This is a genomic window from Evansella vedderi (genome assembly GCF_030813435.1).
Taxonomy (GTDB): Bacteria; Bacillota; Bacilli; order Bacillales; family Salisediminibacteriaceae; genus Evansella; species Evansella vedderi.
Genome location: NZ_JAUSUG010000005.1, coordinates 93274 through 115351, shown reverse-complemented (window position 1 = coordinate 115351; position 22078 = coordinate 93274). Strand labels below are relative to the sequence as shown.

Genomic DNA, 22078 nt, shown 5'->3' with positions numbered 1-22078 from the left:
AAAACATATTTTTCATATAAAAAGGTCAGTTTTTGAGCTTTTTGAACAGATTTTTATATGAAATTGTGTATATGTCAGAAAGTATACGTTTTAAGCGAATATCCTCATTACTTCCACATCCAACTAATAAATAAACTTTTCTTTAAAAAGAAACTAAGCTTTCTTAATACTGACCATAACCCCATCACCTACAGGGTAGATCATGGAGGAAAAGCGTTTGTCAGCCATCCTTTCTTCATTATAGCTGCGTAGTTTTTTAACCATACCTTCTAGCCTTTTAGATGGTATATCACTTTCCCCTGAAACCAGCCCTTTAAATAGAACATTGTCGGAAATAATGACACCACCAATGGACACTAATGGCTCATAAAGGTGAAAGAAACGCTCATACTGTCCTTTAGCAGCATCTATAAATAAAACATCATAGGGACCGTATTGCGAAACTTCAGGTTCAACTTCTAAGGCATCCCCTTTTATGATCTTTATACGATCGTTCATACCTTTTTTGTTTATATTACTTTCCGCTATTTTAATCCTTTCCTCGTCCCTCTCTACAGTAACAATTTGAGCTAGAGTCACCTCTGCCATTCTAATTGCGGAATAACCAATAGCTGTACCTATTTCTAATATAGATTTAGGGCGATGGAGCTGGAGAACTTGGAGCAGGAGCTGCATCCCTGTCTGCTCCATTATTGGAACATTATTTTCTTCAGCATATTTCTCTATTGCCTGAATATCTTCATTTCTCTCCAACAGCAGAGAGGATAAATAATCTTCTTGAATCCCTCGTTTAACCAAAAAAAGCGCCTCCTTTGGCTGCTCTTTTCCCTGTTTCCACAGGGTTTCTACTTTAACCCGATATATTTTACCATACAAAAGAAGAGAATGCGAATACCACATTCTCTCCTACTTACAAATGGAATAATTTACTATCTATACTGTTGTACAGCTCTATTATGCTCAGGAAATGATTCTGAGAAATATACATTACCATTTGGAGCATGGAAGAAGTACAAGTAATCGTGATCCTCTGGATACAAGGCAGCACGTATGGAAGCAGCACCAGGGTTATTGATTGGTCCTACTGGTAAACCAGTAATTCGATATGTGTTATATGGTGATTCGATGTCCAAATGTTCATAAAGAGTCCTTTCAAAATGCTCTCCATGGGCATAGGCAACTGTCGGATCCATTTCAAGTCTCATACTAATATTAAGACGGTTACGGATAACACCAGAGATTCTTGCCCTTTCCTCATCATTTCTAGCTTCCCCTTCAATAATCGAAGCAATAGTTAATATTTCATGATAACTATAGTTGGAGCCGCTTGCACCACTTTCAGATAGAACTTCTGTTGTACGATTTAACATAGTCTCTATTAGCTGCTCTACTTCTAATTCTTCATCCACAAAATCATACCTTGCGGGGAATAAATAACCCTCTAGTGGCCAACGAATTCGCTCATCCAATATAACGTCATCTAAAATGGAATAACGATCTATAAGGGATTCAAGATACTCCCTATCTTCTAATTTTTCCATCAGTTCTTCTTCCGTTAGATTTGTCTCATCTGCTACTCGAGCCACAACATTATCCAGCCAACGTCCCTCAGGAATCGTAAAAGTAAGCTCATATTCTTGATAAATGGTTCCCTGTTTCAGCTCTTCAATGATTTCATCCATATCCATGGATCGAGTCAACTGGTAATCGCCTGCTTGAAAACCGCTCTCATTTCTAAACCTAACGTAAAACCGGAACATATCCCCGTTGCTTACTAGATTATGTTCTTCTAGAATATTTCCTATTCCAGTAACAGTAGAGCCAATTGGGATAGTTACCTCGACTATTTCGTCATCATTTTCATCAACAGGACCAATGGCACCGACGATATGCTGATATACCCCATATCCTACACCTGCAACAGCCAATATTATTACAATAAGCGATACAAGCACAATCCTACGTACTATACTTGCCTCTCTTTGTCTCTCTTGAAGTTTTTCTATATGTTTCTGTTTTAATTTATCTTTTTCATCAGACAATGCTACTCCCCCTTTCACCCCATCTATTATACTACATTTCCATCATTTTTCGATGGTTTATGTCGAAACATTGTTTAACAACACTGAAAATGCACCATTCTCCCCTATAAAAAATGGTAACAGTTGTATTTCCATCAAATCTTGCTATAATAGTCTTATAATCAATTTTTCTTGATATAAAAATTGAATTGAGGTGTTAATTATGGACCCATTATCCATACCATTAATTCCAACAGACTCCAATAAGCCTTCCCCTGAATTTTTCCAACAATTTGAAAAAAAATTTAAGGCACTCGCAGATGAAAAAAGACTTGAAATTCTTTATGAAATTACGCGCCAAGGATCTGTTTGTGTATGTGATTTAAGTGAAACGATTGAAATGAAACAATCTAAATTATCCTATCACTTAAAAATCCTCCTTGATGCAGAGTTAATTACAAAAGAAACGAAAGGAACATGGAATTATTATCAACTTAATTATACAGAGTTAAATACATTACTTTCAGAGAAACTTTGCTGCGTCTTTCGCGCGGATGATGAATAAAAAAGATGAGAGCTAAGCTCTCACCTTTTTTATTGCTTCTTCGTATAGGTTGCTCCTGCGATTACTCGCCGCAAGAAAAGAATGTTGCTTTTCCCGCTGGAGTCGCCGCCTTTCGCTTCTCCAAGCCTTTTTTATTCATCCATTTCTTGTTCTGAAAAGGTATTTAGGAGCTCCTCAACCATTTCCCATTCCTCATCTGTATCAATTGGAATTAGTTTATAGTCTTCCTCATCCTGTTCCTCATATCTTACTGGATAAACCTCCATTTCTTCCTCATCCGATTCGTTAGAACCTTCTGGGGTTAAAACCATGTATGATTTACCGGTTGAATCCACATCAAAAGTGAATAATACTTCGAAGAGATGTTTCTCTCCCTCTTCATCTTCGATTACAATTTTTGCCTCTTCCTCTTCTGGAATATTTATCTGGTGATTGGCCATATCCACCTTCTCCTTTCATAACAACAACATGACTAGTTTTTACTGGTTTCTATCTAAGTATCCTTGTAAGATCATTACCGCAGCCATCTTATCTATTACCTTTTTTCTTTTCTTTCGGCTCACATCCGCTGTTACCAGCATTCGTTCTGCAGCAACAGTAGATAAACGTTCGTCCCATAACTCAACCTTCAAATTGGTTCTAGCCTTTAGCTTATCAGCAAAGGCTTGACACAATTCACCGCTAGGGCCAATGGTACCATTCATATTTTTAGGAAGACCTACAACAATTGTGCCCACCTCGTGTTCCTTGATTAACGTATCTAACCTTTCGAAATCCTTTTCTTCATCATTTTCCACACGCTTAATTGTTTCGACACCCTGCGCAGTCCATCCAAAAGCATCACTCACAGCTACACCGATCGTTCTTGTGCCTACATCTAATCCTAGAACTTTCATGGCTACTCCTTATCGTGTTGGGATAAATAGGACCTTACTAACTCCTCAATAATTTCGTCTCGCTCAATTTTTCGAATTAATGCTCTTGCATCGTTATGACGAGGAATATAGGCCGGATCTCCAGACAATAAATAACCAACGATTTGGTTAATGGGATTATAGCCCTTTTCCTCTAACGAAGAGTACACAGCCAGAAGAACATCCTTCACATCTTCATCCATCGATTCATCATTAAAATTAAACTTCATCGTGTTATCCATCGAACTCATTTTTACACACCTCGCTCCTTTTTTGAAAAGAAAGGCTTAAGGGAATCAAATTTTGGTCACGTACATTTACCCTTGTCTTTTATTTTACACCAATTGATTCCAATTAGTAATTTCTTTTTACTAAATCAGGAACAATTTTCAAAGCTTCTGCTAACTTGTTTGGATCTTTTCCACCTGCTTGTGCCATATCTGGGCGGCCTCCCCCTCCGCCTCCACAGCGTGTAGCAACTTCTTTTACAATATTACCAGCATGATAGCCTTCCTTTACAAGATCCTTCGATACACTAGCAACAATATTAACTTTATCATTGTTAACAGCGGCAAGGACAAGAATACCTGATTCCACCTTTTCTTTTAATGAATCTGCCATTTGTCTTAAACGATTCATATCTGGGACGTTTACTTTTTTCACTAAAAGGGAAATACCATTAACTACTTCTAAATCATCCAAAATATTTCCTGCCTCTAACTGGCTTAATTTTGCAGCAAAGGATTCATTTTCCCGTTCCTTTTCCTTTAATTGATGTTGAAGCTGCTCGATACGGAATGGTACTTCTGTCAGCTTCGTTTTTAACAGTTCAGCTGCTTCTTTCAATACATCCACTTGGCTGTTCATGTGTTCGTAGGCATTTTTTCCCGTAACCGCTTCTATTCTGCGTACTCCAGCACCAATACCACCTTCAGAAACAATTTTAAACAAACCAATTTCAGCAGAGTTATTAACATGGCATCCTCCACAAAGTTCAAGACTATAGTCTCCTACCTGAACAACACGGACTGTGTCACCATATTTCTCACCAAACAAAGCCATTGCTCCCATTTCCTTAGCTTCCTGTAAGCTTCGGTACATCGTTTGAACTTGAATACCTTCCCATACCTTTTCATTTACGATTTCCTCAATCTTCTCTAACTCTTTCGTATTTATTTGGCCGAAATGTGAGAAGTCAAACCGCAGGCGGTCAGCTGCAACAAGGGATCCTGCTTGATTCACATGCTCCCCTAGAACATCCTTCAATGCTTGGTGTAATAGATGGGTTGCTGTATGGTTCTTAATAACACCTTTTCGATTATGTCTATCGACCTTAGCAGCAAAGGTCATGTTCGTTGTTAATGTCCCTTTAACCACTTCCACTGTATGGAGATTTTGGCCGTTAGGTGCTTTTTTCACATCCTTAACTTCCAATACAGTGTCATCATTCTCAAACGTTCCTAAGTCAGCAATTTGCCCACCGCTTTCCGCGTAAAACGGTGTACGATCTGTAATAATTTGCACCGTTTCACCAACTCGTGCTTCTTCTGCCAATTCCTTTTCCTTTACAATTGTTTGAATTACAGCAGGAATTTCTAATAGATCATAACCTACAAATTCACTTTCCACTTTAATGTTGCCGAGAATCTCATCCTGTGTTTGCATAGAGCCCAATTCTTGACGAGCGGCTCTTGCACGGTCCCTTTGCTTTTTCATTTCATCTTCAAAACCTGGTATATCAACCTCAAAGCCTGCTTCCTTAACGTATTCTTCCGTTAAGTCTACCGGAAACCCATATGTGTCGTATAGTCGGAAAACATCCGTCCCCTCAATAATACTTTTGTCCTCTTCCTTTGCCTTTTCCATGATTTTGTTTAATATAGTCAGCCCCTCATTCAACGTTTCATGGAAGCGTTCTTCCTCATTCTTAATAACCTTTTGAATGAACTCTGTCTTTTCTTTCACTTCTGGGTAGAAATCTTTCATAATTTCACCCACTACCGGTACAAGCTCATACATAAATGGACGTTCAATATTAATTTGCTTTGCAAACCTAACTGCACGGCGAAGGAGCCTTCTTAATACATAACCACGTCCTTCATTAGAAGGGAGTGCTCCATCGGAAACAGCAAAGGTTACTGTACGAATGTGATCGGCAATAACCTTAAAGGCAGTGTCCAATTCATCCGATTTTCCGTAATCTACCCCTGAGATTTGTTCTGTAGCCTGAATAATGGGAATAAACAAGTCTGTATCAAAGTTTGTCTTCACATCCTGAATTACGGATACCATTCGCTCTAATCCCATACCCGTATCAATGTTTTTCTTAGGAAGGGGTGTATAACTTCCATCTGGATTATGATTATATTGGGAAAAAACTAAGTTCCATATCTCCAAATAACGTTCGTTTTCTCCCCCAGGAAATAATTCTGGATCATTAGGGTCGTTTCCATAAGCCTCGCCACGATCATAGAAGATCTCTGTATTTGGTCCACAAGGTCCTTCCCCAATATCCCAGAAGTTATCTTTCAAGCGAATAATACGTTCTTCAGGGAGACCAATTTCTTTATTCCAAAATTCAAAAGCTTCCTCATCATCAGGGTAAATGGTAACAGAAAGCTTCTCTTCTTCAAAACCAATCCATTCATCACTCGTTAAAAACTCCCAAGCCCAATGAATAGCTTCCTTCTTAAAATAATCTCCAATAGAAAAATTACCTAGCATCTCAAAGAAAGTATGGTGTCTTGCTGTTTTTCCTACATTTTCAATATCATTTGTACGAATTGATTTTTGGGCATTTGTTATTCTTGGATTTTTAGGGATAACACGCCCATCAAAGTATTTTTTTAATGTAGCAACACCACTATTAATCCATAAAAGGGATGGATCTTCGTGTGGAACAAGGGATGCACTTGGCTCCACATCATGTCCTTTTTCTTTGAAAAAATCTAAAAACATTTGCCGAACTTCGGCAGAACTTAATTGTTTCATTTCTTTTCCTCCAATCACACTAATTTTAATTTTTTATTGGCTATTTCCTTTTTGGAAAGTAGAATATCGCTCGACTCCATTACAGGAGGGCCAATTATTTTTGAAATAAAAAAAACTCCCTCCCTGAAACAGGGACGAGAGTTTACTCACGCGGTACCACCCTGGTTATAAAATATTGGATCCCTATTTAAATCCTCCATTTTATCACCTTTCAACGAATAACGGTCGTTTAACCGGCAAGGTTTCACTTGCTCTCAGGAGTAGCTAATTACTAACCTTCATCTAGAATTTCTTACAGCCCAAGGAAATTCCTCTCTGACAAGCAGCATCGTGCTTTAGATGGTCTTTAGTAATCCGTTCCGTCATCAATTTATTTTTTGTAAATTATACCTGCATTATAGAAATAGGAGTCGCATTTGTCAACTATAATCGACAAATAGATGTTAATTACGTATAAATACCTTTCCTTTCTCGAACTAAACGCCGAACGTGAAGAAAAATGACTCGAAGGATGGTTAGTATTGGTACAGAAATAATTAACCCAATTACACCTGCCATTTCTCCTCCCACAATTAAGGCGAAGATAATCAAAACAGGATGCATATGCAACGTTTTTCCAACAATGATTGGAGCTAATAAGTTTCCTTCAATAATTTGTACTATGAAGTTTACAATTAACCCTAGAATCACTAAATGTAACGATTCTGTTAATGCAATAAATATAACTGGTATTACCCCAATAATTGGACCGAAATAAGGAATAATATTTGTAAGTCCAATAAAAACTGCCAATAACAGGGCATAAGGCATATTTATAATCAAAAAACCAATATACGCCAATAAGCCCACAACGGCACATACTAACAACTGACCTCTAATATAATTTCCAAGAGAATGATCTACTTCCTTTATTAAATTCAAGCCCTCTGAACGAAACCTCTCAGGCGTTAAATACCAACAAACTTTTTTCACAAGATTTATGTCCTTTAATAAATAAAAAACAATAAAGGGGATAACGATCAAAAGAAGCATCCAATCTACTAACTCCCTTAAAAAGACACCTACTTGTAATATGGATTCAGCAATAAAAGCTTCCACACTTTCTAACCAACCATCGGCCCGTTCTTGGAACGTCGATGGTAAAACCTCTGTTTGCTCATGTACTGTATTAGCAAAATTTCTGTATGTCTCTGCCATTTTAGGAAGCTGCTCTAATAAATCCTGACCTTCCTGTATAATATAAGGTGTTCCTTTAAATATAATCCATACAAACATAACAATAAAAGCAGAATAAATTAACAAGATGGATAATGGTCTTGGAACATTATTTTTTTCAAGCCGTTCCACGATCGGGTGTAATAAATATGCAATAATTCCTGCTAATATAAAGGGTAAGGCAATTCTTCCTGCCAATTTGAACAAAGGTGAAATGTATGTAAGCAACTGAACAAACATAAACAGAACAAGACCAACCAGTAAAACAAATCCGAGCCTCATGATCCAGTATAGCAAACGATTCTCCATGATGCTCCTCCTCAAAAATAATGAAGTGTACCAAAGGCTAAAATAATACCTTTTGGTACACTATTATTTCAAAATAAGGTTTTCTCATACATTTTATATAGGATTAACCGTTCTCCATGTGTGAACTAACGCTGAAATTGTTGAAAAGCTTTCCTAATTTGCTTTTTTGTTCTCTTATCCATGTTTCTATAAGCATATGCTCCGGCACCAATAGCGGCTAATGATACTAACATTCTCACCTATTGTCACCACCCTTATTGATTTATTCCATGATTTTTCGTTCTTCCTCTTCAAATAAATCGTCAAGGGAGCTTAAAGATCCGTCAGGTTCCACTTGGTGTAGACAAAACCGATCATCTTTAATGGATAACTCTATAAAGCAATTCCAGCAGTAATACTGGTTTGTTCCAATTTTTCCAATATCTTTACCTTTACAATTAGGACAACGCATAGGGACAACCTCCAGATCTTATGATTCCTTTAGAACCATGAAGGATTCTTCCCTTTGAATTAAGGGTAATTTAGGCTTTAAAAGCCTTATTCCCTTAGTAAAATCAGAAAATAATCCTTCCGTAAGTTCATACCCTACAATCATGCCCGAATCTGGAAGAAAATATACATCTTCAATGATCCCAACCATTGTCCCGTCCTGTTCTAATATTGGTTTACCTATTAAATGGCCGTTCCCGTCTATAAGACGTTTATTTTTTTTCTTCGGCATGAGAGTTAAAGTTGTCCCCTTGTCAACATATAACCCATCCCCGTCCTCATGCGTTATTTCCTCTAATGAAAGGTAATGTTTTTTTGACCACCATTTTCGAGTTTGAACCCAATATCCCTTTACTTTTGTTACTTCATCAGAAAGAACTAAGTCAGACACTGTACCAATAATACGTTTAGTTTCCCTTTCTAATATAGGTGCTCCCTTGACCTTTTGGAACGTCCGCAAAGGATTTCCCTCCTTTCGAACATTCTTAGTGTTTGGAGACTGTGGGTTAATAATGCTGGTATGTTTTAGCCATAATAAAATTATGTTAAAACGCAACAGTTCATTATCTATATTTTACTTGAACTTCTATTTGCCTTAGTGAAATTTTTTAACTTTTTCGTTAACATCGTATTCCTTTTTACATCGGAATCATTTCCCACTGCATACGCTAAAGCATCCCACTCACCACATAATAGCAAGAAATTCTTTGCCCTTGTTACTCCGGTATAAATTAGTTTTTTTCGAAGCATTCGATAATAGCCTTTAACAACTGGCATAATCACAATAGGAAATTCGCTTCCTTGAGACTTATGAATGGAACAGCAGTATGCATGGGTGATTTGGGATAGATCAGGTTTCGTATAGGTTACTTCAATTCCATCAAAGGAAATGACAATTTTAACTTCACGATCGGTATTTTCCTTTTCTGTAAATATAGCAACAATTTCACCACGGTCTCCATTAAACACATTTTCTTCTGGATTATTTACGAGTTGCAATACCATATCTCCTGTTCGATAGACAATATTTCCGTACGTAACTTCCCGGCCTTTTTCAGTAGGGGGATTAAATAGCTTTTGCAGCATATCATTTAAATTCTCTACACCTGCCACACCACGGTACATAGGGGCGAGAACCTGGATTTCTCTCGCAGAATAGCCTTTACTAATAGCTCCTTCACAAATTCTTTTAACTGCTTCGGGTACATTTTGCTGAGAACAAGGAAAGAACCTTAAATCTTTGCTTGTGGAATCAATACGCTCCGGTAATTTTCCTTCTTTAATTCCATGGGAAAAATCAATTATTTTGGAGCCTTCCGATTGTCTGTATATATCCGTGAGTTTCACTGCAGGAATGATTTTTGAAGCTAATAAATCTGCTAACACTTGGCCAGGACCTACAGACGGAAGCTGGTCTTCATCCCCCACAAATACAACCTGCATATCTTTCGGGATTGCTTTCAATAATTGATTTGCTAGCCAAGTATCAACCATAGACATTTCATCTAATATAATCAGCTTGCCTTCCAATTGTTCTGGATGTTCGTCATCAATTTCAGCTTCATTACCTTTAAATCCTAATAACCGATGTATAGTAGAAGCAGGTAACCCCGTCGATTCACTCATTCTTTTAGCAGCTCGGCCAGTAGGTGCCGCCATTAAAATAGGAAAGTCCCCTTTTTTCTTATAATCTTCTGGGTTCACGGAAATTCCCTTTAATATACCAAACACTTCTACTAAGCCTTTTATAACCGTTGTTTTACCAGTACCTGGACCACCCGTTAAAATCATTATTGGAGAAGACAAGGCTTCTTTTATCGCCTCCTGCTGGGAGGGAGCATAGCTTATTCCTAACGATTCTTCCACTTGTCCTAAAGCCTTATAGAACTCAGAATCTGGATATTCCTCCATATCATTGTCACTGTCTAATAACCGATGCAGATTCGAGACGATACCTTGCTCGGCAAAATAAAGGGAGGGCAAATACATCCGATCCTCTTCCACAATGATTTTGCCCTCTTCTCCTAACGCAATGACCTGATCAGCAATCTTCAGGGAAGAAATTTCCTCTCCCCCCTCCTTTTCTAATAGGACTTTACTGTTTGTGACGATCGTTTCGTTTCGTACAAAAACATGTCCTTCATTCATGGAATTTTCGTTTAATGTATAAAGGACAGCAGCTTTGATACGGTCAGGGTGGCTTCCTGTGATCCCTTGTTTCCTACCGATCATGTCCGCTCTCCCAAAACCAATTCCCTCAACATCTTCGATCATTTGATAGGGATTTGTTTCAATAATTACCAATGCTTCGGTCTTATAAACTTGATACACCTTCACGGCTAACTGCAAACCAAAACCAAATTCGTATAGTCGCATTAGCACCTGCTCGATTCCTTGATCTTCGAGTAGAGTTTGATAAATTTCTTCTGCTTTTTTTGGATTTAGACCTGGGATTTTTTCAAGTGATGCACGATCCTCAACAATTCTTGAAATAGCTTCTTTTCCTAAAACATCTACAATTTTCTCTGCAGTTTTTTTACCAATTCCAGGAAAACGTTCACTAGAAAGGTAAAGAATAATGCCTTGTTCCGTTTCCGGCATAATTTTTTGAAATTGTTCTACTTTGTATTGACGGCCGAATCTTGGATGCTCCGTTAAATGACCATGAAATAAATAGTTTACATCCATTTCTAGGCGGGGCATCACACCAACTACAGTAGTTTCCTTTTCCACTAAAGGATTAGATGCCTCTTTGACCTTGATTTTTGCAACGGTATATAGGGATTCTTCACTGTGATAAACAGTATAAAGAAGCTCACCCTTTATATAATCCTTTTCTTCCTGACCAGTTTCCAATTCTAGCATATGGAATCCTACTTTCTACTCTCCTTGAAGCAGCTTTTCCACCTGTTTTTTCCCATTGGCACTAAGCGTATGATCTGGTTGTATCTCTAAAGCCTTATTAAACATTGTTAATGCTGTTTCAAGTTCATTTTTGTATGTAAAAGCAACCCCTAAATTAAAATAACTATCGGCATGTGTCTCATCCAATTGGATAACCTCTTCAAAGACATTTATTGCTTCATCAATTTGTTCCAATTGAGCTAGTACTAAACCATACTGAAATTTAGCGTCAATATCCGTTACATTCAATTCTGTAGCACGTTGAAGGCTAGGCAATGATCTAGGTAGGTCTCCTTGTTGATAGAAACTCATTCCTAGCATATAATAGACGTCACCTTCGTGAAGTCCTTTTGCCAATGCCTCTTGGTATACATCGATCGCTTCTAAAAACTTGTCTTCATTATACAATACATTCCCTTTTCCGTAATAGGCAGCAGCCAAATCTGCATCCAATTCAATGGCTTTATTAAAAAAAATCAGTGCTTTTTCCTTTTCTTGGACGGCAGAAAGTAAATTTCCGAAATTTGTATAAGCTACTGCATCCTTTGGGTTCTCTTCAATGGCTTCGTTTAATAATTTAGCTGCTTCTTCAATATTTCCATCCTTCATTTTCTCAACTGCAAGTTTGTTTTTATCCATTTTCTACTCTTAACCTCACTCTTTTTTATGGTGTATTAATGTTTTGCTGTTTTTTTAAAAGTTACTCCTATGATTATTGTTTTTCTGAAATTTAATATGGCTTGGATACGCTACAGGCAGACCAATTACGCCTAAAGGGCGCCCACGTCCTGCGTCTGCGATTACTCGACGCAAACTACTCGTGGAAGCGTCTCAGGTCCCGCTTGTGGGCAACGGCTTCGCTGATTGCTTCTAGTCCACTGAAAAATACCCTCGGTGTCTTCTGCAGTTGCTTTTCCCGCTGGAGTCGCCGCCTTCCGCTTCTCCAAGCTTTTCAAAAAAAAGCAATAAAAGATATAAATACGGTTTATTAAAAACATAGGGAAAAGGACTGACTCTGTATCAGTCCTTTATTACTTCTTTAATGACTCCCCCACCTAAGCATATATCCCCATCATAAAAAACAGACGATTGTCCCGGGGTGATGGCCCGTTGTGGTTCATCAAAATCTACTCTTACTTCACTCTCATTAATAATCGTTACCGTAACCCCTTGGTCTTCCTGACGGTGCCGGAATTTCGCTACACAATGAAAAGTACCTTTTTCAACTATATTTTTATTGATCCAATTCACATTTTCTGCAATTAAGCCTTTGGAATAAAGCTCGGGGTGGTGATAGCCTTGTCCTACGATTAATACATTTTTTTGTAAATCCTTCCCTACAACAAACCATGGTTCACCTGCACCACCAATACCAAGTCCTTGCCGCTGTCCTAAAGTGTAGTACATAAGGCCATCATGCCTTCCCTTGACTTCACCTTCTAGTGTTTGCATTTCCCCTGGAGTTGCTGGTAAATACTGACTTAAGAACTCTTTAAAGTTTCTTTCCCCAATGAAGCAAATGCCAGTACTGTCCTTTTTCGAGGCCGTTGCCAAACCAGCTTCTTTAGCAATCTCCCGTACCCGAGGCTTTTCGATTTCCCCAATTGGGAATAGAACATGTTCAAGCTGTTCTTCACTTAATGCATTTAAAAAATAAGTTTGGTCTTTATTATCGTCCACACCACGTAACAGTTGAACACCCTTTTCGCTATGCCTTACTCTTGCATAGTGACCAGTGGCAACATAATCTGCCCCAAGGGACATGGCGTGGTCTAAGAATGCTTTAAATTTAATTTCCTTATTACACATTACATCAGGATTTGGAGTACGACCTGCTTTATACTCATCAAGGAAATAAGTAAATACTTTATCCCAATATTCCTTTTCAAAGTTCACTGCATAGTAAGGAATATCTAGTTGATTGCAAACACGAATCACATCGTTATAATCCTCTGTTGCTGTACACATGCCTGTGTCATCTGTATCATCCCAATTTTTCATAAAAATGCCGATAACCTGGTAGCCTTGCTCCTTTAGTAAATAAGCAGCAACGGAGGAATCTACACCTCCAGACATACCAACAACAACACGGATATCCCCTTTATCTCTATCTTTTAGATTATTCATCGTCCTTTATCCTCCTTTCTCCAAGAGCTATTTTTCTAAGCGTTGGACAACTTTAACGGTCCGTTCTGCCGCGTTTTTCACCTGCTCCTCTGTTAATCCGTAACCAAAGCTAAAGCGAATAGCTGAATGACTCCTTCTTTTATCTTCAAACATTGCTGTAAGAACGTGGGAAGGGTCTATAGAACCTGCCGTACAAGCTGAACCACTAGAAACGGCAACCCCTTCTAAGTCGAGATTCATGAGAAGTGATTCAACACTTAACCCTGGAAAGCTCACATTTAAAATATGGGGTAAATAATAATGGTCATGACCATTTACAAGAAAGGAAATCTCCTCCCGTTTAAATGTGTCTAATATAATCTGACGATATGTTTCGTATGCTTGTTTTCTCTCTTCCATTTCCTTTATAGAAAGCTCTACAGCTTTTTGCAGTCCAACAATTCCCGCCACATTTTCGGTACCTGCTCTTCGTTTTCTTTCCTGTTCACCACCATGAAGTAAAGGAGCTAGGGCTAGTCCTTTTTTAGCATATAAAAAACCAATGCCCTTTGGCCCATTTAGTTTATGAGCGGAAACTGCTAGGAAGTCAACATTCAGCTCATTTACATTTATGGTTTCTAAGCCAAAAGCTTGGACAGCATCAGTATGAAATACTGCCTGGTGATTTCTAAGTAGTTGCCCTATTTCTTTTATTGGCTGAACAGTACCAACTTCATTATTTCCGAACATACATGAAACAAGAATCGTATCTTCACGAAGGGCTTGTTCTAGTGTATCTGTTGAAATACGACCGAACTCATCCACATCTAGATAATTAACAGTGAAACCTAGCTTTTCCAAGTATTCAAAGGCATGTAAAACCCCATGATGCTCTATCTTCGTGGTGATCAAATGCTCTCCCTCACTGCGATGTGCTAAGGCATAGCCGATAATTGCTAAATTATCTGCCTCCGTTCCACCACTTGTGAAAACAATCTCATCAAAGGAAGCATCAATTGCCTTTGCAATTGATTCCCTCGATTCATCTAAGCCTCTTCTTGCTTCACGTCCAAAATGATGAATACTAGACGGGTTTCCAAAAATATTATCGTAATACGGCTTCATTGCTGCAAACACGTCAGGATGCATCGGTGATGTTGCAGCATGATCTAAATAAATACGTTCCATTGTTAACACCTTCTATATTTAATCGATTTAAGCGTCTTTTATTAAGTATAACCCTGTAGATAAGAATACATATTTTTTTTCAAAAAGAAAAGTGAGGAGCCTTTGGCCCTCACTTAATAGGTTTAGTCAAAAAGGTGGAAATGTAACCTGTTCTCAGGATGGATGACTCGCTCGTCGCTCGCCTGTTTGAGGAAAGTACTCAAACAGGCTCTTAAATGAGGGCGACAGCTTCGTCATCCTTAAGGTAAAGAAAAAAGGAAGATCTTCTTTTTTCTTTACCTTAAATATAAAACATATAATACTCTTGGTCGCCTTTGTCTTCGTAATTTGCTAAGTCTTCTAGTGTGGTACTATCTAAAACTTCCTTGACTGCGTCACGGATTTTTATCCATAAATCCCTTTTTGCCGGTTCTTCGTCATCCATTACTTCTACAGGACTTATTGGACCTTCTAATACACGAATAATATCACCTGCTGTAATATTAGCAGGGGGCTTAGAAAGCATGTAACCTCCATAAGCACCCCTTACACTTTTTACCAACGTTGCATTTCTTAGGGGAGCGATTAATTGCTCCAAATAATGCTCTGACAAGTCATAGTCCTTTGCAATTGATTTTAGGGAAGTGGGTCCTTCCCCATATTTTTTTGCCAATGCCATCATAATCGTTAATCCGTATCTGCCTTTAGTGGATATTTTCAACTTTAACCCCTCTTTCCATTCGCCGATCCATCCATGTTTGACACCATATTAATGAAATTCCAGTAACGTGACCAATTGTTAGACTAAAGAGTATTGTACCTATAAAAACTGGGCCACCTAAGAGCCACCCAAAAGCAAGAACGGCTACCTCCATACTAATTCTAACTTGTGGAACAGTTAACCTCGTTTTGGAAGAAACAGCAAGCATTAAACTATCCCTCGGTCCTGCACCGCATTTCGGTGAAATATAAACGCCTATTCCAAATCCCATAATTAAAATTCCAACTACTAACATGATGCCTTGCAAAAATAGTGACGTTGGTGTATTTAATAAAAATAAAAAAATGTCCACAAAAACTCCTACAAAAACCATATTTAGAAATGCACCTAATTTAGGAAATTCTTTCGTCAAAAATGAAGCTGCGATTAAAAGTAAAAACCCCATAATGATTGTCCATGTCCCAATTGTTAAACCAAAGTTTAGGGTTAGACCAATATGGAGTACATCCCATGGTGCACTTCCTAAATCTGCTCGAATGATTAAGGCGATGCCAAAACTCATGATAATTAATCCAATGAGAAAGACACCCCAACGAAACATTGATGTGTGATTCTGAATGAATCCTATACAGTTATCTTTCACTTCCCCATCTTCTTTCTCTCTAAATAATTAACCACAAACTAAAACAATAAAAGAACCTATTAAATTATGACAATAGTTAGTTCCCTCATCCCGTTATTATTATAGCATAGAAATAGCCTTTTCGTGGTAAGCGTGTTACTATACTTTGTGATTAAGAATTAATTTTAGCAGAAAAATTCCTATATAATACTTCATCAAAGGCTCTTTTCCAAAGATTATTGATTTATATATCGAGAAGTGAAAGGCGGCGACTCCAGCGACGAGCGTTTAGAGCCTGTAACGGATTCGAAAGATAAGTTTATTCAATAGCAACTACTTTTATAAAGCAGCTTTTTAAAAAGTTATCTCCACGTTTGAAAGGAGTTTTCTAGAATGGATTTGTTTGAATTTAACAACAAAGAACATGATACACCGAAAGGTCCCTTAGCAGCAAGAATGCGCCCTCGTACTATTGACGAAGTTATTGGACAAAAAGAAATCGTCGGTAAAGGAACCCTATTGAGAAGAGCCATAGAAGCAGACAGGTTAACACCAATGATATTTTATGGTCCCCCTGGTACCGGAAAAACAACATTAGCCAAAGTAATAGCCAATACAACCTCTGCCCACTTTGAACAATTAAACGCAGTTATTGCTGGTATAAAGGAAGTAAGAGAAATCGTACAAAGGGCCAAAGACCGCTTAAAATACGACCAAGAAAAAACAGTTCTTTTTATAGACGAGATACACCGATTTAATAAAGGTCAGCAGGATGCACTACTTCCTTTTGTCGAGGATGGGACTGTCATACTGATTGGCGCTACAACGGAAAACCCCATGTTCGAAGTAAACCCGGCACTTCTTTCCCGTTCCAGACTGTTTCGTCTACAGTCATTAAATAATGAGGAAATTGAACAGGTAATTCAAGTAGCAATTACCGATAAAGAACGAGGATTTGGAAACTATCCAATCCACCTGGAAAGGGATGCACTAGATCATTTAGTAAATGTTTCGAATGGTGATGCTAGAACTGCATTAAACGCGTTAGAGTTAGCGATTTTGACTACAGACCCAAATGAAGATGGGACTATTTTTATTAACCTAGAAATAGCTGAGGCCTCCATCCAAAAACGAGTACTCCAGTATGATAAATCTGGAGACCAGCATTATGATACTATTTCAGCTTTTATTAAAAGTATGCGTGGGTCTGATCCTGATGCAACCCTTTATTGGCTTGCGAAGATGATTTACGCCGGGGAAGACCCTAGATTTATTGCACGAAGAATTTACGTTCATGCAGCAGAGGATGTGGGACTTGCTGATCCTAATGCCCTTTTAATAGCACAAGCAGCAGCTTATGCTGTAGAGTTCATTGGTATGCCTGAAGCAAGGATTCCCCTTGCTGAAGCTGCCCTCTATGTAGCTACTGCACCTAAGAGTAATGCTGTGATTAACGGTATAGATGCAGCTTTAAATAGAGTAGAAAAGGAGAAAACAGGGGATGTCCCAGTCCATTTAAGGGATGCCCATTATAAAGGAGCTGCTACGCTAGGCCATGGAAAAGGATATAAATATCCCCATGATTATGATCACCATTATGTGCCACAGCAATATTTACCAGATCAATTAAAAGATAATAAATTCTACGCCCCTTCCCAGAATGGTTATGAAAAAACAGTTCAAAAAAGACTGGATTATTTTAAGGAAAGAAATAAACGTGGAATTTAGCAGGCTCACTCTCATTATATTTCACTATGATGTATTAGATTGGTATTAATCATGTCTCTCGAATCCGCTACAGGCGGACCAATTACACCTAAAGGCAGCCCACGTCCTGTGGGCAACGGCGTAATGTCGCCATCCTGGCTTGGCTGATTCCTTTTCCCGCTGGAGTCGCCGCCTTTCACTCCTTCGAGAGTGCGAACGGCAACACGGATTTCGTATTTTCAGGGTAGACCTCCATGGAAAATGAAAGTTTTAGTCTGCATTGGAATGAGCGAAGGTCCACGACACTCCTGCGGAAGAACGAGCAAGCCAAGACCACACAGTGGGGGCTTGACAGGTCGTCCGCGGAAAGGGAGTGGACCGTAGCGAATGACACCCAGCTTCATATTTTCTAATTTATAGCATCCTTTAAAAATCTATTCATAATTGATAGTTACCTCGTTCAAAATCTAACATCTTTTGTCCAATCCTATCAAATTTTTAATAATTTGGTATATTTTTTTCCGTTCGTGCCCATTATAGTAACAAACAACATTTGGAAAAAGTTTTGGATAGAAAGGATTGGACAAATATGAAAGTAAGACAAGATGCATGGTCAGAAGAAGATGATCTTCTACTGGCAGAAACAGTACTTAGACACATTCGCGAAGGTAGTACTCAATTAAGAGCATTTGATGAAGTAGGTGACGCTTTAAACCGAACCTCTGCAGCATGCGGATTCCGTTGGAATGCAGTTGTACGAGATAAATACGATGATGCAATCAAACTAGCAAAAAAACATCGTAAAGACAGAAAGCGTCAATTAGCACGGGAGGCTAAGCCTGTTACATTTACAGCACCTTCTACTCAACCTACTTATGAAAAACCTGTGACATTTAACGAAGAAAGACCTATGGTTACGGGAAGACATGAGGGTGAGCTTACTCTTCAAGATGTTATTCAATTTTTACAAACTATGAATAGCAAAGGACGTCAAGAAAGCTTACTAAAACAAGAAAATGAAGCTTTACAATTGGAAAACAATAATCTTAAAAACCGCGTTAAAGAACTGGAGCAAGAGCTTAATAAATTGAAAGACGAACATCAAGTAATTGAGGAAGACTATCAATCCATCATTCAAATTATGAATCGTGCTAGAAGAATGGCATTGCTGGAAGAAGAATCTGATGACCGTCATGCACCAACATTTAGAATGGACAAAAACGGCAACCTAGAAAAAATTGCAAAATAAGAGGGAGACTAAAAAGGTATATTTTTAACCTTTTTAGTCTCCCTTAAATATTTTGCTAAGAGCGAAGCTAATGCCATCACTATTTAACTACCAATAATTCTCCCTTATTCATCCTCTATAACAATATAGATGGCTTGCACCGGACCATGAACCCCAACTACCAGGCGGAGTTCAATATCTGCTGAATTACTTGGACCAGAAATAAAATTAATACAAGAAGGCATTCTACCAAGATCACTTGCCATCTTATGAATCTTCTCTGTTGCCTGTGTCATCCTTGGCACAAGTGTGCTTTTTGGGATAATAGCCAAATAAGTTCTGGGTAATAAACTGACAGACCGTCCTTTATCTGCATTACTGAAAAGTACGACCGTTCCTGACTCAGCTAATGAAATATCCGCAAAGGTTATTCCAATGTTGGCTTTTTCTGCCACCTTTACATTTTCCTCTCCAAGTTGAGGATTCCAGCAATGAACATCAATATTATGGTGAGCCCTTGCTTCATACAAAGCGTCCGTTAAGCCGTAATAACGAAACCTGTCATCATTCCAGTAAACAATAGATTTTCCACCTAAATCGCTTATTGCTTCATGAAAGGTTTCTTTAAGGCTCTCTTTTTTTGTTACTTTTACACTTGTATGAATGTTTTTGCAGTGGTTTATAAATTGCTCCATCAATTCATCCTGTGAGAAGTCTTTAAATACTTCATATTGGGGCAATTTAGCCCATTCTGGCAGCTTTACTCCTGAATTTCTACGCTCTCTTCCAAGACGTTTTGCTATTTTATTTAGGAATTTATCTTTGTTCTGCACAGTTCCCTTTGTCATGATTTATCCCCTTTCTTATCACGACCTTCGAACCATTTTCTAAAGCTTTCACCTGTTGGTTCTGGTAGATCCCGAATTTGGGTCCACAGCTTTACTGGTCCTGGTCCCTTTCCTTCTCCACCTTTTGCGATTGGTCCTATTACGGATGGGGCTGCCTTGGAACCGATTCGATAAACCCCTGGGTTACTCATGGCAAATGCATAGCCTTTCATTGCTAACTTCTCTGCAAAACTTGTTTTCCCAGCTTCTTCAACGATATCTTTTCGATGTTCTATTAACAACTCATGTAATGGTATTTTTACGGGACAAGCTTCGGTACATGCTGCACATAAAGTTGAGGCATACGGCAGTTCCTTATAGTCATCATAGCCCTCTAATAAAGGAGTTAGAACGGCTCCTATTGGGCCTGGATAAATAGATCCATAGGAATGCCCTCCCACATGCCGGTATACGGGACATACGTTAATACAAGCAGCACAACGAATACATTGAAGGGTCGACTGAAATTTTGTTCCTAATATTTTAGACCGACCATTATCGATGATTACCACATGAAACTCTTCTGGACCATCCACGTCTCCTTCTTCCTTTGCAGCCGTTAGGCCTGTTATATAGCTCGTTAACTTTTGCCCTACGGCACTTCGACAAAGCATACTCACCAAGATATCTAGCTCTTTCCATGTAGGAACAATACGTTCCATCCCCATTACAGTAATTTGGGTTTTTGGAAGCGTAGTAGACATTCTTGCATTCCCCTCATTTGTAACTAACGTAATAGACCCCGATTCCGCAACTGCAAAGTTACAGCCTGTTATTCCTACCTCAGCTGCCAAAAAGTCTTTTCTGAGCTGTTCACGGGCAAATAACGCTAATTCTGTTGGATCGGAGGATTTATCATATTGTCGTTTTACCTTAAAGGTATCTCTGATTTGCTCTTTATTCTTATGAAGAGCTGGTACAACAATGTGAGAAGGTGGATCATGATCGTCCAATTGTAAGATCCACTCCCCTAAATCAGACTCTACGACGTTACATCCAATCTCCTCAAGTGCCCCATTCATTCCAATCTCTTCTGTTACCATAGATTTTGACTTAATAATATTCTTAGCCTTCTTATCTTTCACAACAGAAGTAATGTACTCATTTGCCTCTTCTGCTGTTTCTGCGAAAAAGACATGGCCTCCTTGATTGGAAACGTTTTCTACAAATTGCTCTAAATAGTAGTCCAGATTTTCTAGAGTATGTTGTCTGATTTCTTCCGCCAGATCTCGCCAATCCTCCCAATTACCGAGTTCTTCTGTTGTTTGTGTTTTCCTTCCTTCTAACCTTCCTTGTGCCTCCACAACAGCTTTTCGCATAAATGAATCATTTATTCCTTTTTCTACTCGGTCAAAAAACTTTTCATTACTGGTCTTGATCCCCATTGTTTCACCCCGCTTCTCCTCTACTATTTAAGATTTCCGCGATATGCATCACTTTAACAGACTTCCCTTGCCGATCAATTCTTCCCCCAATATTCATTAAACATCCAAGGTCTGCTCCAATTAATACTTCCGCTTCCGTTTCCTCAATGTGATGTACCTTTTCGTTAACCATCTGCTCGGAAATAGGAACCATTTTAACAGAGAAAGTACCTCCAAAGCCGCAGCACTGCTGTTTAAAGGGTAGCTCTGTAAATTTTAAACCTTTTACATTTTCCAAAAGCTTCATTGGCGCTTCCTTCACCCCTAGCAATCTAGTCATATGACAGGAAGTATGATAGGTTACATTTCCATTGAATTCAGCCCCAACATCTTCTATCTTTAAAACATCAACAATAAATTGGGTTAATTCATAGGATTTTTTCGCAAGTTCCTTTGCTTTAACTTGCCATTCTAGGTCGTCTTCAAATAGTTTTTCATACTCATGAAGCATGGAAGTACAGGAACCTGATGGAGAAACTACATATTCTGCCGATTCAAAAGTTTTAATCATATGCTTTGCCACTTCCCGTGATTCCTTGTGAAAACCGCTGTTAAATGCGGGTTGGCCACAACACGTCTGTTTTTTAGGAAAATCCACTTCACATCCTAGTCGTTCAAGAATTTCTACCGTACTTCTCCCTACAGATGCAGGATAGACCACATCTGCAAGACACGTTAGGAATAAAGATACCTTCACTAAAAGTCCACCTCCAACATTTTAAAGGTAAGGTCATCTGATGACTTACGCTAAATAGAATGTATAAAATAAAAAAGTCTCCTATTATTATCTCATAATCTACATAAAAGA

Annotated in this window: 21 protein-coding genes; 3 read left to right on the top strand and 18 right to left on the bottom strand. The window is 38.5% G+C overall.

The features are described from left to right. Positions 1–153 precede the first annotated feature (153 nt). The gene (locus J2S74_RS08080; RefSeq protein ID WP_307324036.1) at positions 154–798 is read right to left on the bottom strand and encodes an O-methyltransferase; all 645 of its coding nucleotides are present in this window, start codon (positions 796–798) and stop codon (positions 154–156) included. A 131-nt stretch (positions 799–929) separates the two neighbouring features. Continuing rightward, the gene (gene mltG, locus J2S74_RS08075; RefSeq protein ID WP_307324034.1) at positions 930–2042 is read right to left on the bottom strand and encodes an endolytic transglycosylase MltG; all 1113 of its coding nucleotides are present in this window, start codon (positions 2040–2042) and stop codon (positions 930–932) included. Positions 2043–2244: 202 nt separating this feature from the next. Between mltG and J2S74_RS08070 the strand changes: the two genes are divergently transcribed. Further along, positions 2245–2586: an ArsR/SmtB family transcription factor gene (locus J2S74_RS08070; protein WP_307324032.1), complete on the top strand. Its 342-nt coding sequence runs from the start codon at positions 2245–2247 to the stop codon at positions 2584–2586. A 131-nt stretch (positions 2587–2717) separates the two neighbouring features. Here J2S74_RS08070 and J2S74_RS08065 read toward each other — a convergent pair whose 3' ends face one another. From J2S74_RS08065 to J2S74_RS08005, 13 genes are all read right to left on the bottom strand, one after another. Next, positions 2718–3026: a DUF1292 domain-containing protein gene (locus tag J2S74_RS08065; RefSeq protein WP_307324030.1), complete on the bottom strand. Its 309-nt coding sequence runs from the start codon at positions 3024–3026 to the stop codon at positions 2718–2720. A gap of 39 nt (positions 3027–3065) precedes the next feature. Then, positions 3066–3482 carry a Holliday junction resolvase RuvX gene (gene ruvX / locus J2S74_RS08060; protein ID WP_307324027.1) on the bottom strand — a complete coding sequence of 139 codons (417 nt, stop codon included), beginning with the start codon at positions 3480–3482 and terminating at the stop codon, positions 3066–3068. 2 nt (positions 3483–3484) lie between these two features. After that, a complete protein-coding gene (locus J2S74_RS08055; protein ID WP_307324025.1) occupies positions 3485–3751 on the bottom strand; it encodes an IreB family regulatory phosphoprotein in 267 nt (88 codons plus the stop codon). A gap of 103 nt (positions 3752–3854) precedes the next feature. Next, the gene (alaS, locus tag J2S74_RS08050) at positions 3855–6491 is read right to left on the bottom strand and encodes an alanine--tRNA ligase (protein ID WP_307324023.1); all 2637 of its coding nucleotides are present in this window, start codon (positions 6489–6491) and stop codon (positions 3855–3857) included. A gap of 447 nt (positions 6492–6938) precedes the next feature. Beyond that, positions 6939–8015, bottom strand: a complete 1077-nt coding sequence (locus J2S74_RS08045) for an AI-2E family transporter (protein WP_307324021.1) — start codon at positions 8013–8015, stop codon at positions 6939–6941. A gap of 262 nt (positions 8016–8277) precedes the next feature. After that, positions 8278–8466 (bottom strand): YrzR-like zinc ribbon domain, encoded by a 189-nt coding sequence (locus tag J2S74_RS08040; protein ID WP_307324018.1) that lies wholly within the window; start codon positions 8464–8466, stop codon positions 8278–8280. An 18-nt stretch (positions 8467–8484) separates the two neighbouring features. Then, positions 8485–8964 carry a PRC-barrel domain-containing protein gene (locus tag J2S74_RS08035; protein WP_307324016.1) on the bottom strand — a complete coding sequence of 160 codons (480 nt, stop codon included), beginning with the start codon at positions 8962–8964 and terminating at the stop codon, positions 8485–8487. A 107-nt stretch (positions 8965–9071) separates the two neighbouring features. Next, positions 9072–11369 carry an SF1B family DNA helicase RecD2 gene (recD2, locus tag J2S74_RS08030; RefSeq protein ID WP_307324014.1) on the bottom strand — a complete coding sequence of 766 codons (2298 nt, stop codon included), beginning with the start codon at positions 11367–11369 and terminating at the stop codon, positions 9072–9074. A 15-nt stretch (positions 11370–11384) separates the two neighbouring features. Next, positions 11385–12047 (bottom strand): tetratricopeptide repeat protein, encoded by a 663-nt coding sequence (locus tag J2S74_RS08025; RefSeq protein WP_307324011.1) that lies wholly within the window; start codon positions 12045–12047, stop codon positions 11385–11387. 381 nt (positions 12048–12428) lie between these two features. Next, positions 12429–13535 (bottom strand): tRNA 2-thiouridine(34) synthase MnmA, encoded by a 1107-nt coding sequence (gene mnmA, locus J2S74_RS08020; RefSeq protein WP_307324009.1) that lies wholly within the window; start codon positions 13533–13535, stop codon positions 12429–12431. Positions 13536–13562: 27 nt separating this feature from the next. Then, positions 13563–14702, bottom strand: coding sequence for a cysteine desulfurase family protein (locus J2S74_RS08015; RefSeq protein ID WP_307324007.1), 1140 nt, complete (start codon positions 14700–14702; stop codon positions 13563–13565). Positions 14703–14982: 280 nt separating this feature from the next. After that, a complete protein-coding gene (gene cymR / locus J2S74_RS08010) occupies positions 14983–15402 on the bottom strand; it encodes a cysteine metabolism transcriptional regulator CymR (protein WP_307324005.1) in 420 nt (139 codons plus the stop codon). Continuing rightward, positions 15386–16003, bottom strand: a complete 618-nt coding sequence (locus J2S74_RS08005) for a YczE/YyaS/YitT family protein (protein WP_307324003.1) — start codon at positions 16001–16003, stop codon at positions 15386–15388. The genes cymR and J2S74_RS08005 overlap by 17 nt, the downstream gene beginning before the upstream one ends. Before the next feature lie 414 nt (positions 16004–16417). Here J2S74_RS08005 and J2S74_RS08000 point away from each other — a divergent pair, with 414 nt between their 5' ends. Further along, on the top strand, positions 16418–17752 hold the full coding sequence (locus J2S74_RS08000; RefSeq protein WP_307324002.1) for an AAA family ATPase: 1335 nt from the start codon (positions 16418–16420) through the stop codon (positions 17750–17752). 568 nt (positions 17753–18320) lie between these two features. Then, entirely contained in the window at positions 18321–18980 is a 660-nt protein-coding gene (locus J2S74_RS07995; protein WP_307324000.1) for an RsfA family transcriptional regulator, read from the top strand. Between the two features lie 104 nt (positions 18981–19084). Here the strand turns inward: J2S74_RS07995 and J2S74_RS07990 are convergent, their stop codons facing one another. The 3 genes from J2S74_RS07990 to J2S74_RS07980 are packed head-to-tail and all read right to left on the bottom strand — an operon-like array spanning position 19085 to position 21967. Beyond that, positions 19085–19807, bottom strand: coding sequence for a LutC/YkgG family protein (locus J2S74_RS07990; protein WP_307323997.1), 723 nt, complete (start codon positions 19805–19807; stop codon positions 19085–19087). Next, complete coding sequence (locus J2S74_RS07985; protein ID WP_307323994.1) at positions 19804–21231, bottom strand: LutB/LldF family L-lactate oxidation iron-sulfur protein; 1428 nt, start codon at positions 21229–21231, stop codon at positions 19804–19806. The genes J2S74_RS07990 and J2S74_RS07985 overlap by 4 nt, the downstream gene beginning before the upstream one ends. Before the next feature lie 4 nt (positions 21232–21235). After that, a complete protein-coding gene (locus J2S74_RS07980; RefSeq protein ID WP_307323991.1) occupies positions 21236–21967 on the bottom strand; it encodes a (Fe-S)-binding protein in 732 nt (243 codons plus the stop codon). Positions 21968–22078 lie beyond the last annotated feature (111 nt).

Coding starts and splice junctions, on each gene's coding strand:
- J2S74_RS08000 (WP_307324002.1), top strand. CDS start 16,418: ATGGATTTGTTTGAATTTAACAACAAAGAACATGATACACCGAAAGGT.
- J2S74_RS08045 (WP_307324021.1), bottom strand. CDS start 8,015: ATGGAGAATCGTTTGCTATACTGGATCATGAGGCTCGGATTTGTTTTA.
- J2S74_RS07995 (WP_307324000.1), top strand. CDS start 18,321: ATGAAAGTAAGACAAGATGCATGGTCAGAAGAAGATGATCTTCTACTG.
- J2S74_RS08065 (WP_307324030.1), bottom strand. CDS start 3,026: ATGGCCAATCACCAGATAAATATTCCAGAAGAGGAAGAGGCAAAAATT.
- J2S74_RS08055 (WP_307324025.1), bottom strand. CDS start 3,751: ATGAGTTCGATGGATAACACGATGAAGTTTAATTTTAATGATGAATCG.
- alaS (WP_307324023.1), bottom strand. CDS start 6,491: ATGAAACAATTAAGTTCTGCCGAAGTTCGGCAAATGTTTTTAGATTTT.
- J2S74_RS07985 (WP_307323994.1), bottom strand. CDS start 21,231: ATGGGGATCAAGACCAGTAATGAAAAGTTTTTTGACCGAGTAGAAAAA.
- J2S74_RS07990 (WP_307323997.1), bottom strand. CDS start 19,807: ATGACAAAGGGAACTGTGCAGAACAAAGATAAATTCCTAAATAAAATA.
- mnmA (WP_307324009.1), bottom strand. CDS start 13,535: ATGAATAATCTAAAAGATAGAGATAAAGGGGATATCCGTGTTGTTGTT.
- recD2 (WP_307324014.1), bottom strand. CDS start 11,369: ATGCTAGAATTGGAAACTGGTCAGGAAGAAAAGGATTATATAAAGGGT.
- J2S74_RS08070 (WP_307324032.1), top strand. CDS start 2,245: ATGGACCCATTATCCATACCATTAATTCCAACAGACTCCAATAAGCCT.
- J2S74_RS08025 (WP_307324011.1), bottom strand. CDS start 12,047: ATGGATAAAAACAAACTTGCAGTTGAGAAAATGAAGGATGGAAATATT.
- J2S74_RS08015 (WP_307324007.1), bottom strand. CDS start 14,702: ATGGAACGTATTTATTTAGATCATGCTGCAACATCACCGATGCATCCT.
- ruvX (WP_307324027.1), bottom strand. CDS start 3,482: ATGAAAGTTCTAGGATTAGATGTAGGCACAAGAACGATCGGTGTAGCT.
- J2S74_RS08040 (WP_307324018.1), bottom strand. CDS start 8,466: ATGCGTTGTCCTAATTGTAAAGGTAAAGATATTGGAAAAATTGGAACA.
- J2S74_RS08005 (WP_307324003.1), bottom strand. CDS start 16,003: ATGTTTCGTTGGGGTGTCTTTCTCATTGGATTAATTATCATGAGTTTT.